Source organism: Mesorhizobium sp. M0676 (genome assembly GCF_040320535.1).
GTDB lineage: Bacteria > Pseudomonadota > Alphaproteobacteria > Rhizobiales > Rhizobiaceae > Mesorhizobium.
On sequence record NZ_JAMYPU010000001.1, the window covers coordinates 290,429 to 305,872 of the forward strand.

Consider the following 15,444-nt stretch of genomic DNA (forward strand, 5'->3'; position numbering starts at 1 on the left):
TACTTCGTCGGCTGGCGAAAACCCTCATTCGGCTACCTACGTGACGCGAGGATTGCGCCAGCGTCACCTTGAAGCGCGTCGCGCTGGGACGATTCACGCGACGCGCTTCAAGTCTTTGTTTTGTGCATGTCGTCTTCTCAAAACCGGGGCCATTTTCGAGCGACATGAATTCAGGCGGCCACCTGGCCCTCGACGGCATGGACCAGCGCGTCGGGATCGAGCGGCTTGGTGACAAAGCCGCTGGCGCCATGGGCGAGCACGGTGTGGCGGGTCTTTTCCTGGCTGTCGGCCGAAAGCACCATGATCGGAACCGGCGGCACAGCCATTTCCTCCTCGTGGCGGCGGATGGCGGCGATCGCGTCCAGCCCGTCCATGACCGGCATGTGCAGATCCATCAGCACCACATCGAAGCGGTTTTTCAGCCCGGCTTCGGTCACCGCCTCGACCGCGGCCTTGCCATTGCCGACCACTTTCACGCGATGTCCCGCCTTCAAAAGCGTGGCGCGGGCAAGCATGGCGTTGATGTCGTTGTCTTCGGCGATCAGCACCGACAAGCCTTGCCGGCGCCCGCCATGGACACGAAGGGCGGACACGCCGCTCTTTTCCGGCTTGGGCTGGGGCAAGGCAGGGGCGTGATTGGTCAACAGCACGCGCAGCAGCGTTTCGCCGCGCACCGGCCTTGCCAGGAAGGTGGCGTAGCCGTTGGTGCGGAATTCGCCAAGCATGCCGCGGTCGGTCGGCGCGATCAGCGTGATCGCCTCGCAATCGGCAAAGCCACTCTGGCGCAGGCGCTTGAGCAGTCTGCCGTCGCCGTCCTCCAGGGCCGCGTCGATCAACAGCACATCGCAATGTTCGGCGAAGGGCGTCGCCTGGGAAGCGGTTGCGGCGACGTCGACGGCGCCGCCATGGGCGCGGATGGTGCGGGCGATGGCGTCGGCCTCGACGGCGTTCTTCGACACGATCACGGCGCGCCGGCCGGCCAGGATGTTCTGCCGGTTCTGCGGTGCTTCGGTTGCTCCTGCGGCCGGGATCTCGAAGACGAATTCCGATCCCTCGCCAAGCCGGCTCGACACCGAAATGGCACCGCCCATGGCGGCGACCAGGCGCCTTGATATGGCCAGACCGAGGCCGGCGCCGCCATGGGTGCGGGTCGAGGTGCCGTCGGACTGTTCGAATTCCTCGAAGATGCGCTCCATGTCGTCTTCGTGCAGGCCGGGGCCGGTGTCGGTAACGGTGAAGCAGATGCGGTCGCTGGTATCGGTGCGGGCGCGCGCAATCGAGACCAGCACGCCGCCGGTGTCGGTGAACTTGATCGCATTGCCGATCAGGTTGAGCAGCACCTGCCTGACCCTGCCGGGATCGGCCATGATCATCTGCGGCACGTCGGGCTCGACATGACAGCCGAGGCCGATGTTCTTGGCGAAGGCTTTCGCTGCCATCAGTTCGACGATGTTGTCGGCGATTTCGCGCAGCGATGTCGGCTGCGGCTCCGGGTCGAAACGGCCGGCCTCTATCTTGGAATAGTCGAGCAAATCCTCGATGAGCGCCAAAAGGGCGCTGGCCGAGGTCGAGACAGCGCCGACATAGGTGCGCTGCTCGGGCGACAGATTGGTGTCAGCCAGAAGCTTGGCCATGCCCATGATGCCGTTCATCGGCGTGCGGATCTCATGGCTGACGGTGGCGAGGAAGCGCGACTTGGCCTGGCTGGCATATTCGGCGCGCTCGCGCGCGGTGATCAGCGAGGATTCGGCGCGTTTGCGCGCGGTGATGTCGCGGGCAATCGCCCGGTGCGAGACGGCGCCGCTATCCTTGTCGCGTACCGACAGTTCGATCCATGAGAACCAGCGCGGACCGTTCGGGGTGCGTATGGAGACGTCGGTGGAACTCAGGCATTCATGATCGGAAAAGGCGGCGTCGGGGACGATGCCGACATCAATGCCGTGTTCGGCGAGGGTCCTGCCGGCAAGGTCGCGTTGGTCGGTTCCGACGAGGCTGGCGAAAACCTTGTTGGCGTAGACGATGTGGCCATCGCGGTCGCGGTGGACGACGAGATCGCCGAGCGCATCGATCAGCCCGCGAAAACGCTCCTCGCTCTCCTGCATCTCCCACATACGGTCGGCCAGCGTCTCGATTTCGGCGCGGCTGCGCGCTGCGGTTTCGTCGAGCAAGGCCGTCGCGCGGTGGACGGTGCGGCGGTTGCGCAGGTGCATGGCGACGCCGGCAAGGCCTGTCGCCAGCAGGCCGAGGGTGATGAAGATCGGCGCACCGGTGAGGTGGGAGAGGCCCGCCAGCACGACACTGGCGACCACCGTCAGGAACGGCAGGCCCTCGGACGTGGGGCGCGGCAAATCCGGCGCCAGCGGCGGCGCGGCAACATGCTGCCGCTTGGGCGTCGCCGGGTTCGGCCCGTCGATGCTTTCGGCGCGGCTCTTCTCTTTCCTGGCGGACTCCGCGATCATGCGGAACTCCTTGCCAGATAGAGATTATGGAAAAGCGCGGCGGATCGTTCGAATTTTAGCGGTCATGCATTTTTGGCGGTTTTCCGCATCGCCTGATCTTTTCCGAAACCTGATTCCCTTTCGGGATCATGCTTCGGGAGCCTCACATATCGACAACCACGCGGCCCCTGATTTTGCCCTCGACGATGTCATGGGCGGCGGTGATGATGCCGTCGAAGCCGATGGTCGTCGACAGGCCGGCGAGCTTCTTGAGATCAAGATCGCTGCCGATGCGGCGCCAGGCTTCCAGCCGCACAGCCTTTGGCGCCATCACTGAATCGATGCCGAGCAGCGAGACGCCGCGCAGGATGAACGGGGCGACGCTCGACGGCAGATCCATGCCACTCGCCAGGCCGCAGGCGGCGACCGCGCCGCCATAGGCGGTCATCGACAGCACATTGGCCAGCGTGTGGCTGCCGACGGCATCGATGCCGCCGGCCCAGCGCTCCTTGGCCAGCGGCTTGGCCGGCTGGGAGAGTTCCTCGCGCGAAATCACTTCGGCGGCACCGAGGTCGATCAGATAGGAGCTTTCGGCGTTGCGGCCGGTCGAGGCGATGACGTGATAGCCAAGGCTGGACAGGATCGAGACCGCGACCGACCCAACGCCGCCGGCTGCACCCGTCACCACCACCGGGCCGCGATCCGGCAGGATGCCGTGCCGCTCCAGCGCCATGACGCTGAGCATGGCCGTATAGCCGGCGGTGCCGACCGCCATCGCATCGTGGGCGCTGATGCCGTCGGGCAACGGCACCAGCCAGTCGCCGTTGACGCGCGCGCGCCCGGCATAGGCGCCGAAATGCGTCTCGCCGACGCCCCAGCCATTGAGGATGACCTTGTCGCCCTTGCGCCAGTCGGCATGCGATGAGGAGAGGACGGTTCCGGCGAAATCGATGCCCGGCACCAGCGGCCAGCGGCGGATCACTGGCGCTTTCCCAGTGATGGCCAGCCCGTCCTTGTAGTTGACCGTCGTCGCCTCGACCGCGACAGTTACGTCGCCTTCCATCAGATCGGCTTCGCTGAAATCGACGATCTCGACCGATTGCTTCTTTTCGGCGTCGCGCGAAACGAGGATGGCTTTGAAGGTTTCAGGCATCTCTTCTCCTCGGCTTCGCAAAGGCTGGCGGTCGGCATTGGCTGGCTCTGGCCGAACTGTGCGGCGACCGTCCGGCGAGGTCAATTGGTCAAAAGAGTCGGGCCGTCAGGCTTCTGGGCCTTGCGGCTTGGCCTCGCGCCGCCAGCCGATGAACTCGTCGAAGACGACCAGCGCCGCGCCGACCGAAATGAAGGCATCGGCAAGGTTGAAGACGGCGAAGGACCATACCGGCGTGTGGAACAATATATAGTCGATGACGTGGCCGTAGACGGCGCGGTCGATCAGATTGCCGATCGCGCCGCCGATGATCAGGGCAAAGCCGATGCGGGCCAGCACATGGCCGGAGGGCGTGCGCGTCGCCAGATAAAGCACGAAGGCAACGACCACGACCGCGATGACGACCAGGCCGGTGTCGCCGAAGGACGAGAACATCGAGAAGGCGATGCCGGTATTGTAGGTGCGAAACAGCGCCAGGAATGGCACCAGGTCGAGCTTTTCCTGGAAGACGAGGCCGGTCTCGATCAGATGCTTTATCCACTGGTCGAGCGCGATTGCCACCATCACCAGCAGCGCATAGGGAGACCATGATTTCACGATGTGGCGTCCTCGGGGGCAAGTTTCAGCGCGCCGCGCCGGATCTCGAACAGCATGATTCCGGTGGCGACCGCCAAATTGAGTGAATCGGCGCGGCCGGCCTGCGGAATCCGCAGCAGCCGGTCGCAGCTTTCCGCCAGATTGTCGGGCAGGCCCTGCTGCTCATTGCCCATCATCAAGAGCACCGGTCCTCGGGAGAAATCGACCGAGCGGTAGTCGACCGCACCCTTCAGATGGGTGCCGACCACTAGGCCCGAGAAGCTGTTTCGCCAAGCCAGAAATGCTTCCGGCGTCGCCTTGGTCACCGGCACGGCGAAGATCGAGCCCATGGTGGCGCGCACGGTCTCGACAGAAAAAGGATCGGTAGTCTCGCCGACCAGGATGACGCCCTTGGCGCCGACGGCATCGACGGTGCGGATGACGGTGCCGAGATTGCCGGGATCGCGCACCCGGTCGAGCGCCACCCAGACGTCGCCGTCGTGAGCGCGGATGTCTCTTAGCGGCAGCAGTTTTTGCCGGAAGACGCCGACCACCATTTGCGGATTGTCACGGCGGGTGATGGCGACCAGCACTTTTTCGGACACTTCGAGCACGGTGCCGCCGGCGGCAACCGTGCGCGCCGCCACCTTTTCGACCGCCGCATTGCCGCGTCCGGCCTTGGCGAAAACCAGCGTCCTGATCGACCAGCCGAGGTCGAGGGCGTCGATGACCAGCTTCAGCCCTTCGGCCATGAAGGCGTTCTGCTGGTCGCGGAATTTCTTCTGGGCGAGCGCCTTGATGTCCTTGATCAGCGGATTGGCAAGGCTGGTGACTTCCTTGACCTGCCCGGGCGCACCTGCGTGCCGCTCATTCATTCGGGACTCCCGGGCATTCAGGTCTCCCGGGCATTCAGGCCACCCAGCGCGAAAACAGCGATGTCGACAGCGCCCGGCCGGCGGATTGCTCGCGGATGATCAGTTCGCCTGATTCAACGGTGCCGCCCATGCCGGCAAAGGTGTCGCGCATCAAGGCATGGATGGCGAAGAAGGAGGCGCGGATGGAATAGGCGGTCAGCACCACGGTGAGCGGTTTCGGCGTCAGGATCGCGCGGCAAAGATCGGTCAGGCCGGGCAGGTCCTCGAACAACTGCCAGACCTCGCCCTTGGGGCCGCGGCCATAGGCGGGCGGGTCGAACAGGATGATGTCGTAGCGGCTGCCGCGGCGCTCTTCGCGCTCGGCGAATTTCACAGCATCGTCGACGATCCAGCGGATCGGCTTGCTGCCGAGACCGGCCATTTCCTGGTTTTCGCGCGCCCAGCCGACCGCCTTCTTGGAGGCATCGACATGGGTGACCTCGGCACCGGCGCGGGCGGCTACGAGAGACGCGAGCCCGGTATAGCCGAACAGGTTCAGCACCTTGACCGGGCGGTCGGCCGCCGCGATCAGGCTGGCCATATGGTCCCAGTGCGAAGCCTGCTCGGGGAAGACGCCGACATGGCGAAACGAGGTGAAGCGGCCGAGATAGTCGATGCCGTCATGCTTCATCGGCCAGGTCTCGCCCAGCGGTACCTTCGGGAACCGCCAGCGGCCGATGCCTTCCTCGTCGGTGTCGCCGGTGAAGATGGCGTCGGCTCGGTCCCAGTCCCTGGCGGGCAAGGCCTTTTGCCAGATCGCCTGTCCCTCGGGCCGCACGATGCGGTAGGGGCCGTATTGTTCGAGCTTCTCGCCGGCACCGCTGTCGAGCAGTGCATAATCCTGATTGGGCGCCACTTCGAGGATCACCGGCAGGCGCTCAGTGGGCAGGATGCCTTCGCGACGCGCCAGGATACGGGGGGCGGGCTTCGGATCAGACCGGTCGTCCGGTTTTGTTTCGTGGCGTTGCTGTCTGGCTTCGGGTCGGATTGGTACGGTCTCCGGCTGCGGCCGCGCATGTTCGGTCCTGCCTTTTGCGGGCGGACGGTTGTCGCGGCGTTTGTCGCGAAAGGACTTCAAGCAGGAGCGTCTCCGGAGGCGGCAGGCCGCTTTTGGCATAGGGTCACCGGCTGCGCAAACAAAATGGTCCAGCGTGCGAATGTCTGAGGTGGTGGACCTCGCTGAGGAAACAGGCAAATCTCGAATCATGTCCCGTTCCGAACGCCTGCTCGACCTGATCCAGATCCTGCGCCGGCATCGCCGGCCGGTGAGCGGTCGCACGCTTGCCGGCGAGATGGACGTTTCGATCCGAACGCTCTACCGCGACATTGCCACGCTGCAGGGGCAAGGCGCGCCGATCGAGGGCGAGGCTGGGCTGGGCTATGTGCTGAAACCCGGCTTCATGCTGCCGCCACTGATGTTCACCGACGAGGAGATCGAGGCCATCGTTCTGGGATCGCGTTGGGTTGCCAGACAACCGGACAAGCGGCTGTCGGCCGCCGCCACCGACGCGCTGGCCAAGATCGCCTCTGTGCTGCCGGATGATCTGCGCGAGGACCTCGATGCGACCGCGCTTTTGGTCGGGCCGCACGGCGATGCTGTCGAAAGCATCGACCTTGGCCTGGTGCGCCAGGCGATCCGCAACGAGAGAAAACTCGGCTTTCTTTACCGCGACGCCGGCGGCGCCGCCTCCGAGCGCTTGATCTGGCCATTCGCGCTCGGCTTTTTCGACAAGGTGCGGGTGGTGGTGGCCTGGTGCGAGACGCGGCAGGATTTCAGACATTTTCGCTCCGACCGGATGTCGGGGCTCAACACCACGGATATCCGCTATCCGCGTCGTCGGCAGGCGCTGCTGAAGGAATGGCGCGCGACGCTGGACGCACCGAAGCGCCAGCCTGGCGCTTAATGCTCCTTTCCACGCGCCCACAAGACTCTGCTGCCAGAATCTGACAGTGGGGTCACCTATGCTCCTCCAATCGAAACCCTGGAGAGCAGACATGAACACCCCCAATTTCGTCATCCTTTATGTCGACAGCCCGGAGCGGAGCGGCGCCTTCTACGGTGCGCTGCTGGGACGCCAGCCGGTGGAGACGTCGCCGACCTTCGTGCTGTTCGTGCTCGACAATGGCTTCAAGCTCGGCCTGTGGTCGCGCCACACGGTGGAGCCGTCGGCCGCGGCCGCGGGCGGCGGTGCGGAGCTCGTCTTCGCGTTGGACCGGCCTGATGCGGTGGACGCCGCCTACACGGACTGGGCAGGACGCGGCTTGACCATTCTGCAGACGCCGACCGACATGGACTTCGGCCGCACCTTCGTTGCGCTCGATCCCGACAAGCACCGGCTGCGCGTCTACTGGCTGAACGACGGAGAACAGGCCAATGGGGAACAGGCCAATGGAGAACAGAAATGAGTGCGCACTGGATCGCGGTCGCTTCCGCCGAACATGTCCGGCGCGGCCGCGAGGCCGGCTTCATGCAGGTCAACCACGGCAAGGCGGCACCTTTGCGCCGCATCAAGCCCGGCGACGGCATCATCTACTACTCGCCGACCACAATTCTGCGCGAGAAGGACGGCCTGCAGGCCTTCACGGCAATCGGCACCGTGCGAGAAGGCGAGCCTTACCAGGGCGACATGGGCGGTGGCTTCACGCCGTTCCGCAGGGATGTCGAATGGGCCAAGGCCGAGGAGGCGCCGATCAAGCCGCTGCTCGAGCAGCTCGACTTCACCGCGGGCAAATCGAACTGGGGTTATCAACTGCGCTTTGGGCTGTTCGAAATTACGGCGCATGATTTCGCGCTGATCGCCGAGGCGATGGGCGCTGCCATGAAGGCCGACTGACCGGCCATTCCTACCATGAGAGGTAGCGGCAGCTTCCGAGACATTCGAGATGCTCTGCCGTTGCCCCAAAGCGGCGGATCGCCGGGAACTTTAGCCGACGTTGTTTCCTGACCGCAGGAAGCGGCGTGGACTCAAGCCGATAGCGCTACGAAACATGTAGGTAAACGCGCTTGGGGATTCGTACCCGAGATCGAATGCAACAGAGCTGATTTTCTTGCCAGCAGAGAGCTGTGAGATGGCCTGGAGAATGCGGGCGTGTCTTAGCCACCGCGAAGGCGGCATTCCGGTTTCGGCTATGAACAGGCGTTCGATGGTCTTGCGGCTGGCCGAAGCGCCGGTGAGCCATTCATCAACAGAGACAATCGAACCCGGATCGTCCATGGCGGAATGCGCTAGATCGGAAATCCGCTTGTCTTTGGGCATCGCGATTGAAAGCGGCACATCCCTTGCCGCCAGAATTTCGTGAAAAAGCAGTTCGTGTAGAGCTGCCTCATGCGGTTTTGGGAGACTTGAGGCGTTGTTGTCTGGAATGGCGTGCATCAGAGCATGAAGAAGCGGCGTCATCTGCACGATACGGGGCGCTGCGCCCAACTTACCTGACTCCGCGCGGTTGACGTCGACATAAAGAACTTCGTTGCCCGTAACATATCGCAGCCAGTGTTCCACATCTGGCGGTATCCACACAGCCATGGCTGGGCTTAGCAAGAGAACGCGGTTGCGCGTGCCAACGTATATCGATCCGCGAATGGCGGAAAAGAACTGCCCGAAATCATGAGTGTGCCAGCCGAGATCCTGACCAATCTCTTGGCTTTCGATTTCGCGGATATATCGAGGATGCGCTCCTGGATGCATCATCTTGTAAACAACCAGCGGTGTGACGAATCCTAGATATTCATAAACGTATCATCGACATTAAGACACAACAATATCTCCTAAGCTGGCCGACCGCGCTGATAAAACGTACGGAGAGCAGCAGCCATGGTCGCCACGAGAACGCATGAAGTCGATGCCCCGGATTGGGCTGCTATCGTGATAGTCATATTGAGCGTTACGGCTTTTGCGGTTGCCCAAGGCCTGACGTTTCCGCTCATCTCTCTTGTGCTGGAAAGAAGGGGCGTGGCCGGAAGCCTGATAGGGCTAAATGCCGCTGCCTACGCGACCGGAGCTATCGTCGCCGTCCTGTGGATTGATCAGCTCACAGCTCGGTTTCGCGGAAACAGGCTGATCGTAGCGGCCCTGTTTATCTGCTCGATCAGCTTGGCGACATTCGCGACAATTGACTATTTGCCTATCTGGTTCATAGCGCGCTTCTTGATCGGCTTCTGCGCGAGCTTGATCTCGATTCTAAGCGGAGCGTGGCTAAATACTGCGAGTCCCGACCGGATACGTGGGCGTATCTCCGGATTCTACGGGGCGGGCATGTGCGCTGGCTTTGCCATCGGACCATTGGCCATTCCGCTTGTCGGCACGTCTAACGGTTCTGCTTTTGCCTTGGTGGCCGGTTACATTGCATTGATTGGCTTTGCTTGCGCAGCCTTTACCGGCAGTACCCGCACATCGCCTGAACGCGCGCCGGCAGGCGCGCTGCTCCGATTTATCAGCGCCGCACCCATTCTGGTTATGATAGAATTGGCCTTCGGCTTTGCCGATATTGCTGCGATTTCAGGCATGGCGGTCTACTTCGTTCGCGTCGGCCACTCCGAAGCTTTCGCAGCATATGCCATTACCGTGCTGTCACTTCCCACCGCGTTTGCCCAGCCTCTGGTCGGATGGTTGCTGGACAAGACATCGCGTGCCGGTGTGACGATCTGCTGCGGCCTTGTAGGAGCGGTCGCGTTCCTGGCAATCCCGTTTTTGCAATCCGAGGCCGCTATCCTGGTGGTGTTCGCTATAATTGGCGTTGCAACATTCGCCTTGAGCACTTGTGCCCTCACAATCTTGGGCGAGCGCATCGAGGGCGGGATGTTAGTAGCCGGAACTGCCAGCTTTTCTTTGGCCTACTCCATAGGCAGCGTTATGGGATCGACTGGAACCGGGTCACTCATGGACTGGATTTCGCCAAGAGCCGTACCAATAAGCGTTGGCTTGGGTCTCCTCGCTTTCACAATTCTAGTTTCTTTCAAACGCCCGTAGATTTGTCGGTCACCACTGACGTACGCGAAGCGGCGATTTGGCCCGAAAGCCGCCGTTCCGCTTCCCCACGCTTCTCAGTCGCTTGGTCTCCTAGGCCTAATGTTTGGATGGGACCAAGGCGCGGGCAGCGCGGAAGCGGTCAGGAAGTTTGGCCTCAGGAACGGCGCCGGCGCCGGTGCAGGCAGACGCTACTGCTTGAGCGCGTTGTAGACGGCAATGCCGGCGGCAAGGTCCTCAAGCGCGGCGCCGACCGACTTGAACAGCGTGACCTCAGTGGGGCTCTGCCGGCCCTGTTTTTCCCCGCGCGCCAGCTCATGCAGATCGGCGACGATGGCTTCCGGCTTCAGCACGCCGGAGGCGAGCGGCTGGACGATGTCGCCGGCTTCCTTGGTGGCGCCGGCGCGGGTGTCGACATAGACGCGGGCGCGCGCGATCGCGTCGTCGTCGCTCTCGCGCATGGTCGGCGTGAAGCCGCCGACCAGATCGACATGCGCGCCCGGCTTGAGCAGCGCACCCTTGACCAGCGGCGTCGTCGTGATCGTCGCCGATGAGACGATGTCGGCCTCGGCGAGTTCGGCGTCGAGATCGCTTGCGGCCTCGGCGTTGAAACCGTCCGCGCGCAAATCAGCCGCGACCTTTTCGGCATTGGCGGGCGTGCGGTTCCAGATGCGGATGGTCTTGATCGGCCGCACCGCGGAGTGCGCCTTGGCGAGGAACGGCGACAGCGCGCCGGCGCCGACCACCAGAAGCCGCGATGCGTCCTCGCGGGCGAGATAGGAGGCCGCCAGCGCCGAGGCGCAAGCGGTGCGCCATTGTGTCAGCCGTTGGCCGTCGATCAGCGCTTCGGGCTCGCCGGTGGCGCCGTTGAGCAGGAGGTAGAGCCCCATTACCGCCGGTTTGCCGATGGCGTTGTTGTCGGGCGATACGGTGACGATCTTGACGCCGATATGACCCCCGACCGACGTGCCGGCCGCATGGAAGTCGGTCCACGCCGGCATCAAAAGCAGCGTGGATGTGGCACCGTCGGGCCGCTCGACCCCGTGATGATGGCGGACGGGTTGCACAGCACCCTCGCGGAAGGCCGCGCGCAATGTCTCGACCAGCCCGGGAAAGGTCAGCGCCTGGTCGACAGCGTCGGCCGAAATGGTCAGCATGCAAACTCCGCGAAGATAAAAGCGCCGGCTTCAGGCCGTTGGCTTCGGCAGCGCCGGCCCGGCGGCCGGGCCCTGCTGCACGGCGGGTATACGGCTGACCGCCTGGCGCAGATTCTCGGCCTCGACCCCGCGCTGGCGCGCCAGCTTGCGGTAGCGGCCCTGCTTGACCCAGGTCGCCAGGCTGCCGACGACCATGCCGATGGCGAGCGCCACGAACAGGAAGATGAACAGCGGCAAGGTCAGCGTCAGTTTCGGATTGCCGGGGTTGAACGGGTCGAGCGTGAAGGCGACCAGCTCGCGGTTGGCGACGGCCAGCGCAATCAGGATGACGGCGAGCGGCACGAAGACCACGATAAGTATGAAGCGGTTCAACATAGAGATTCCCTGGAGAAGGCAGGCCTTGATAACGCCGGCGCGTGATCCGCGCCTACTTGCCGCCATTCAGCCTTTCACGCAATTCCTTGCCGGTCTTGAAGAACGGCACCCACTTCTCCTCGACCTCGACGGATTCGCCGGTGCGCGGGTTGCGGCCGGTGCGGGCAGGGCGATTCTTCACCGAAAAAGCGCCGAAGCCGCGCAACTCGACCCGATTGCCTTCCGCCAGGGCATCGGTGATCTCGTCGAAGATCGCTCCCACGATGTTTTCGACGTCGCGCAGGAAAAGATGCGGGTTGCGCGTGGCAATGATCTGCACAAGCTCGGATTTGATCATCAGAAAGGTCCCCGTGAAAGCGCTGCGGTCAAATTATCAGGATGATTTTATTTGCTTTTTTACTCGCCCCAACCGGCAGATCAAGGGTGCCAGACGGAAACGAGACCGTCAAGAAACAAGCGATCCGCGCCAATTTCGTGAAGCACGTCGCTGCCGGCCTCCGACAGGCCGAGCGCGCTCCCGACGCTGCGCGCTATTGCTTTCGAGAACAGGAAGCCGCCACGCCGCTCGGTGTCCTTCCATTCCACCACCTTGAGCTTGGCGTCGACACCCTTGGTCGCCAGCCAGTCGATCGCCACGCTCTCGCCGCCGACAGCGTCGATCAGACCGTTGGCAAGGCCCTGGCGGCCGGTGAAGATCGAGCCGTCGGCAAGGGCCAGTGCCTGATCGCGGGTCATTTTGCGGCGCTCGGCGACGATGCCGACGAACCAGTCATAGCTGTCGAGGATGAGCTTGCGGACCATAGCTCGCTCGTCTTCATTGGTCGGCTTGAAGGGCGAGGGCGATGCCTTCAGCGGCGAGGATTTCACTTCCTCGAGCTTGATGCCGACCTTGTCCATCAGACCGCTGACATCGGGATACTGGATGAGCACACCGATCGAGCCGACGATCGACGTCTTCCGGGCAACGATATGGTCGCTGGCACTGGCGATCATGTAGCCGGCCGATGCGGCCAGCGTGCCGACCTCGGCCACCACCGGCTTGTCGGCGGCAAGCTTGCGCACCTCCTCGTAGATCGATTCGCCGCCGACCGTGGTGCCTCCGGGCGAATCGATCGCCAGGATGACGCCCTTGACCTGCGGGGATGTGCGGATGGTTTCCAGCCGCTTGATCAGTTCCTCGTCCTCGGTGATGGTGCCTTCGATCCTGACCTTGGCGATGTGGTCGACGGAAGAACCGCCGAGGTCGCCCCCATAGAACCAGCTTGCAAGCGCAATCACCCCAAGGGCCACGATGGCAATGGCGGCGCCGCGCCAGAAGGTCAGCTTGCGCCGCAAGCGGCGGCGGTCGATCAGGTCGTCGGCTCTCAGTGCCATGGTCTGCCTCACAGTCGGTGGGAAGCGATGCTTTTAAAGCAAGCGTCCGCGCCCGGCTACCTCTTCCTCAAGAGCCTGCGACGAAGCGACCTTCACGACGGAGGCATTTCACGAAAAAATGACGCGGCGCGTTCGTTTCTGCTATGAAGTGACGAAATTGTGTCGCCTGAGTTCCGTCTGTAAAACAGCGGCCGTCACATTTTTGCGGTTTTCCTCCGCTTGTGCTTGCTTGCGGGAGCCGGCAACCCACCTATAGCAGGTGTTTTGGCGGACAAGGGTTTATTAGAAGTCAGTCATGCTTGCGCGATCGAACGAACCGACCAACGCCGATGCGGCCTTGGCGCCCACGGCGCCAGCGGGCACGCGCGGCGACGCCTTCGACCGCGCCCAGCGCCACTCGCGCCGCGTGCGCGTGCTTAAGTTTGCCGTGCCGGTGCTTGCCGCCGGGATCGCGGTTGCGTTTCCGGTCTATTCCTATCTGGCGGCGCCGATCAACATTTCGATACAGGCAGACGGCACCGCTTTCGCGGATGGCAAGCTGGTGATGGCCAATCCGAAGCTCAACGGCTTCACCAAGGACAAGCTGCCCTATTCGCTGACGGCCTTGCGCGCCATCCAGGATGTCGGCAAGCAGGACATCATCGAACTCGAAGGCATCCATGCCAAATTGCCGCTGACGGCCGACAATGTGGCGACCGTCGACGCCAAGCGCGGGATCTACAACAGAAACGCCAACACGATGGACATGACCAGCGACGTTACCGTCACCACCACCGACGGCGTCGCTGCCATCTTCAAATCGGTCTTCCTCGATATGGGCAAAGGCTCTATGAAGACAGGTGATGCGGTCGATGTCAGCCGTAACGGCTCGCGGATCACCGCGGGTTCAATGTCGGTCGAAGACAATGGCAAGGTCATCGTTTTCGAGAACAAGGTAAGCGTTCACATCGATCCGGCCACTATGAAGGCGGCAGAGGCAAAGAGCGGAGAAACGAATGCGTCCCAGTAATTCGGCACGGCTTGTCGCCGCAGCTTCGGCCTTGCTGTTGCTGGGTATGGCGCCGTCCTGGGCTCAGTCCAGCGCCAGCAGCCAATCCGGGCTCAAACTGTCGGGCGACCAGCCGATCCAGATCGAGAGCGACAAACTTGAGGTCCGCCAGGCCGACAGCATGGCGCTGTTCAGCGGCAACGTCACCGTCACGCAAGGGCCGACGCTGCTCAAGGCCGGCAGCATGGAGGTCTACTACGTCAAGGACCCCAACGCCGCCAAAGGTGCTGCCGCCGGCGCTTCGGCGATGACCGGTTCGGCCAATATCGACCATCTGGTGGTCAAGAACAAAGTCTACATCAAGTCGAATGACCAGATCGCCACCGGCGACAACGCCACGTTCGACATGAAGACGCAGGTGCTTGTTCTGTCGGGCAAGGAGGTCGTCTTGTCCCAAGGACCCAACGTCCTCAAGGGCTGCAAGCTCACCGTGCAGATGAAAAGCGGCCTTGCTCAGGTCGATGGCTGCGGCGGGCGCGTCATCATGTCGATGACGCCGCCACCGAAATCCGAGGCCCCGAAGCCCGAATGACTGGCGTGTCTTCGCTGCTGACCCGCCTTCCGGGACGGGCGGCCAGTAAACTTGCAGCACCGGCCACAGTCACCGTTGATTCCTCGAAGTTCAAGGGCACCCTGATCGCCAAGGGTCTGACCAAGAGCTACAAGGGCCGCAAGGTGGTCAGCGGTGTCACCATCGGCGTGCGCGCCGGCGAGGCTGTCGGGCTGCTCGGGCCGAACGGCGCCGGCAAGACCACCTGTTTCTACATGGTCACCGGCTTGGTGCCGGTCGATGAGGGCACGATCGAGATCGACGGTTTCGACGTCACCTCGATGCCGATGTACCGCCGCGCCCGCCTCGGCATCGGCTATTTGCCGCAGGAAGCCTCGATCTTCCGCGGCCTGAATGTCGAGCAGAACATCCGCGCCGTGCTCGAAGTGGTTGAGAAGGACCGCAAGGTGCGCGAGCGCAATCTCGACGAACTGCTCGAGGAATTTCACATCAGCCATCTGCGGAAGTCGCCGTCCATGTCGCTGTCGGGTGGCGAGCGGCGGCGTCTTGAGATCGCCCGAGCTTTGGCGACGCGCCCGGCCTACATGCTGCTCGACGAGCCGTTCGCCGGCATCGACCCGATTGCCGTCGCCGACATCCAGCAACTGGTTCGTCATCTAACGGCGCGCGGCATCGGCGTGCTGATTACCGACCACAATGTGCGCGAAACGCTCGGCCTCATCGACCGCGCCTACATCATCCATGCCGGCCAGGTGCTGACTCATGGCCGTGCCGACGAGGTGGTGGCGAACCCCGATGTGCGCCGGCTCTACCTCGGCGAAGGTTTCACGCTCTGAGCGTGAAATTTGTTTCCTGACGTGATTTTTGCCGCCCCGCCGGGCTTTTTTCTCCGATTTTGCGTGAGATAATGCTTCGGTAGGGGCCTTTTGCCATCGTT

General features: G+C 63.0%; 17 protein-coding genes. 7 read left to right on the plus strand and 10 right to left on the minus strand.

Annotated features, from left to right (window positions below; all coding sequences use genetic code 11):
- Positions 1–170 precede the first annotated feature (170 nt).
- The 5 genes from NKI35_RS01385 to NKI35_RS01405 form a co-directional block, all read right to left on the minus strand.
- Positions 171–2,459, minus strand: a complete 2,289-nt coding sequence (locus tag NKI35_RS01385) for a response regulator (RefSeq protein ID WP_352738168.1) — start codon at positions 2,457–2,459, stop codon at positions 171–173.
- Positions 2,460–2,601: 142 nt separating this feature from the next.
- A complete protein-coding gene (gene acuI, locus NKI35_RS01390; RefSeq protein WP_023704210.1) occupies positions 2,602–3,591 on the minus strand; it encodes an acrylyl-CoA reductase (NADPH) in 990 nt (329 codons plus the stop codon).
- A gap of 105 nt (positions 3,592–3,696) precedes the next feature.
- Complete coding sequence (lspA, locus tag NKI35_RS01395) at positions 3,697–4,185, minus strand: signal peptidase II (RefSeq protein ID WP_023683060.1); 489 nt, start codon at positions 4,183–4,185, stop codon at positions 3,697–3,699.
- Complete coding sequence (locus NKI35_RS01400) at positions 4,182–5,039, minus strand: TrmH family RNA methyltransferase (RefSeq protein WP_023683061.1); 858 nt, start codon at positions 5,037–5,039, stop codon at positions 4,182–4,184. Before NKI35_RS01400 ends, lspA begins: the two co-directional genes overlap by 4 nt.
- Before the next feature lie 34 nt (positions 5,040–5,073).
- Entirely contained in the window at positions 5,074–6,156 is a 1,083-nt protein-coding gene (locus tag NKI35_RS01405; protein ID WP_352738170.1) for an RsmD family RNA methyltransferase, read from the minus strand.
- Positions 6,157–6,283: 127 nt separating this feature from the next.
- On the opposite strand from NKI35_RS01405, the gene NKI35_RS01410 reads away from it, so the two are divergent.
- The 3 genes from NKI35_RS01410 (at position 6,284) to NKI35_RS01420 (ending at position 7,912) form a co-directional block, all read left to right on the plus strand.
- The gene (locus tag NKI35_RS01410; protein WP_352738172.1) at positions 6,284–6,982 is read left to right on the plus strand and encodes a helix-turn-helix transcriptional regulator; all 699 of its coding nucleotides are present in this window, start codon (positions 6,284–6,286) and stop codon (positions 6,980–6,982) included.
- A gap of 91 nt (positions 6,983–7,073) precedes the next feature.
- Positions 7,074–7,484 (plus strand): VOC family protein, encoded by a 411-nt coding sequence (locus tag NKI35_RS01415; protein WP_023698200.1) that lies wholly within the window; start codon positions 7,074–7,076, stop codon positions 7,482–7,484.
- Complete coding sequence (locus tag NKI35_RS01420) at positions 7,481–7,912, plus strand: EVE domain-containing protein (protein WP_023698201.1); 432 nt, start codon at positions 7,481–7,483, stop codon at positions 7,910–7,912. The genes NKI35_RS01415 and NKI35_RS01420 overlap by 4 nt, the downstream gene beginning before the upstream one ends.
- Positions 7,913–8,002: 90 nt before the next feature.
- On the opposite strand, the gene NKI35_RS01425 is transcribed toward NKI35_RS01420, so the two are convergent.
- Positions 8,003–8,767, minus strand: a complete 765-nt coding sequence (locus tag NKI35_RS01425; protein ID WP_023700105.1) for a helix-turn-helix domain-containing protein — start codon at positions 8,765–8,767, stop codon at positions 8,003–8,005.
- Between the two features lie 123 nt (positions 8,768–8,890).
- On the opposite strand from NKI35_RS01425, the gene NKI35_RS01430 reads away from it, so the two are divergent.
- Positions 8,891–10,045 (plus strand): MFS transporter, encoded by a 1,155-nt coding sequence (locus NKI35_RS01430; RefSeq protein WP_352738174.1) that lies wholly within the window; start codon positions 8,891–8,893, stop codon positions 10,043–10,045.
- A 188-nt stretch (positions 10,046–10,233) separates the two neighbouring features.
- Here NKI35_RS01430 and lhpI read toward each other — a convergent pair whose 3' ends face one another.
- From lhpI to sppA, 4 genes are all read right to left on the minus strand, one after another.
- A complete protein-coding gene (lhpI, locus tag NKI35_RS01435; protein WP_352738176.1) occupies positions 10,234–11,199 on the minus strand; it encodes a bifunctional Delta(1)-pyrroline-2-carboxylate/Delta(1)-piperideine-2-carboxylate reductase in 966 nt (321 codons plus the stop codon).
- A 30-nt stretch (positions 11,200–11,229) separates the two neighbouring features.
- Entirely contained in the window at positions 11,230–11,574 is a 345-nt protein-coding gene (locus NKI35_RS01440) for a lipopolysaccharide assembly protein LapA domain-containing protein (protein WP_023714118.1), read from the minus strand.
- 52 nt (positions 11,575–11,626) lie between these two features.
- Positions 11,627–11,911 (minus strand): integration host factor subunit beta, encoded by a 285-nt coding sequence (locus NKI35_RS01445; protein WP_006200394.1) that lies wholly within the window; start codon positions 11,909–11,911, stop codon positions 11,627–11,629.
- 80 nt (positions 11,912–11,991) lie between these two features.
- The gene (sppA, locus tag NKI35_RS01450) at positions 11,992–12,948 is read right to left on the minus strand and encodes a signal peptide peptidase SppA (protein WP_023686570.1); all 957 of its coding nucleotides are present in this window, start codon (positions 12,946–12,948) and stop codon (positions 11,992–11,994) included.
- A 295-nt stretch (positions 12,949–13,243) separates the two neighbouring features.
- On the opposite strand from sppA, the gene lptC reads away from it, so the two are divergent.
- The 3 genes from lptC to lptB are packed head-to-tail and all read left to right on the plus strand — an operon-like array spanning position 13,244 to position 15,343.
- Positions 13,244–13,957, plus strand: coding sequence for an LPS export ABC transporter periplasmic protein LptC (gene lptC, locus NKI35_RS01455; protein ID WP_023669748.1), 714 nt, complete (start codon positions 13,244–13,246; stop codon positions 13,955–13,957).
- Positions 13,944–14,528, plus strand: coding sequence for an LptA/OstA family protein (locus NKI35_RS01460; RefSeq protein ID WP_023683069.1), 585 nt, complete (start codon positions 13,944–13,946; stop codon positions 14,526–14,528). The genes lptC and NKI35_RS01460 overlap by 14 nt, the downstream gene beginning before the upstream one ends.
- Positions 14,525–15,343, plus strand: a complete 819-nt coding sequence (gene lptB / locus NKI35_RS01465) for an LPS export ABC transporter ATP-binding protein (RefSeq protein ID WP_023669746.1) — start codon at positions 14,525–14,527, stop codon at positions 15,341–15,343. The genes NKI35_RS01460 and lptB overlap by 4 nt, the downstream gene beginning before the upstream one ends.
- The last annotated feature ends 101 nt before the right edge of the window (positions 15,344–15,444 follow it).

What these genes read in the sequence shown, in the direction of transcription:
- NKI35_RS01400 (WP_023683061.1), bottom strand. Translation starts at nt 5,039, where the DNA reads ATGAATGAGCGGCACGCAGGTGCGCCCGGGCAGGTCAAGGAAGTCACC.
- lptB (WP_023669746.1), top strand. Translation starts at nt 14,525, where the DNA reads ATGACTGGCGTGTCTTCGCTGCTGACCCGCCTTCCGGGACGGGCGGCC.
- NKI35_RS01460 (WP_023683069.1), top strand. Translation starts at nt 13,944, where the DNA reads ATGCGTCCCAGTAATTCGGCACGGCTTGTCGCCGCAGCTTCGGCCTTG.
- lptC (WP_023669748.1), top strand. Translation starts at nt 13,244, where the DNA reads ATGCTTGCGCGATCGAACGAACCGACCAACGCCGATGCGGCCTTGGCG.
- NKI35_RS01385 (WP_352738168.1), bottom strand. Translation starts at nt 2,459, where the DNA reads ATGATCGCGGAGTCCGCCAGGAAAGAGAAGAGCCGCGCCGAAAGCATC.
- NKI35_RS01440 (WP_023714118.1), bottom strand. Translation starts at nt 11,574, where the DNA reads ATGTTGAACCGCTTCATACTTATCGTGGTCTTCGTGCCGCTCGCCGTC.
- sppA (WP_023686570.1), bottom strand. Translation starts at nt 12,948, where the DNA reads ATGGCACTGAGAGCCGACGACCTGATCGACCGCCGCCGCTTGCGGCGC.
- acuI (WP_023704210.1), bottom strand. Translation starts at nt 3,591, where the DNA reads ATGCCTGAAACCTTCAAAGCCATCCTCGTTTCGCGCGACGCCGAAAAG.
- NKI35_RS01415 (WP_023698200.1), top strand. Translation starts at nt 7,074, where the DNA reads ATGAACACCCCCAATTTCGTCATCCTTTATGTCGACAGCCCGGAGCGG.
- lhpI (WP_352738176.1), bottom strand. Translation starts at nt 11,199, where the DNA reads ATGCTGACCATTTCGGCCGACGCTGTCGACCAGGCGCTGACCTTTCCC.
- NKI35_RS01425 (WP_023700105.1), bottom strand. Translation starts at nt 8,767, where the DNA reads ATGATGCATCCAGGAGCGCATCCTCGATATATCCGCGAAATCGAAAGC.
- NKI35_RS01430 (WP_352738174.1), top strand. Translation starts at nt 8,891, where the DNA reads ATGGTCGCCACGAGAACGCATGAAGTCGATGCCCCGGATTGGGCTGCT.
- NKI35_RS01410 (WP_352738172.1), top strand. Translation starts at nt 6,284, where the DNA reads ATGTCCCGTTCCGAACGCCTGCTCGACCTGATCCAGATCCTGCGCCGG.
- NKI35_RS01445 (WP_006200394.1), bottom strand. Translation starts at nt 11,911, where the DNA reads ATGATCAAATCCGAGCTTGTGCAGATCATTGCCACGCGCAACCCGCAT.
- NKI35_RS01420 (WP_023698201.1), top strand. Translation starts at nt 7,481, where the DNA reads ATGAGTGCGCACTGGATCGCGGTCGCTTCCGCCGAACATGTCCGGCGC.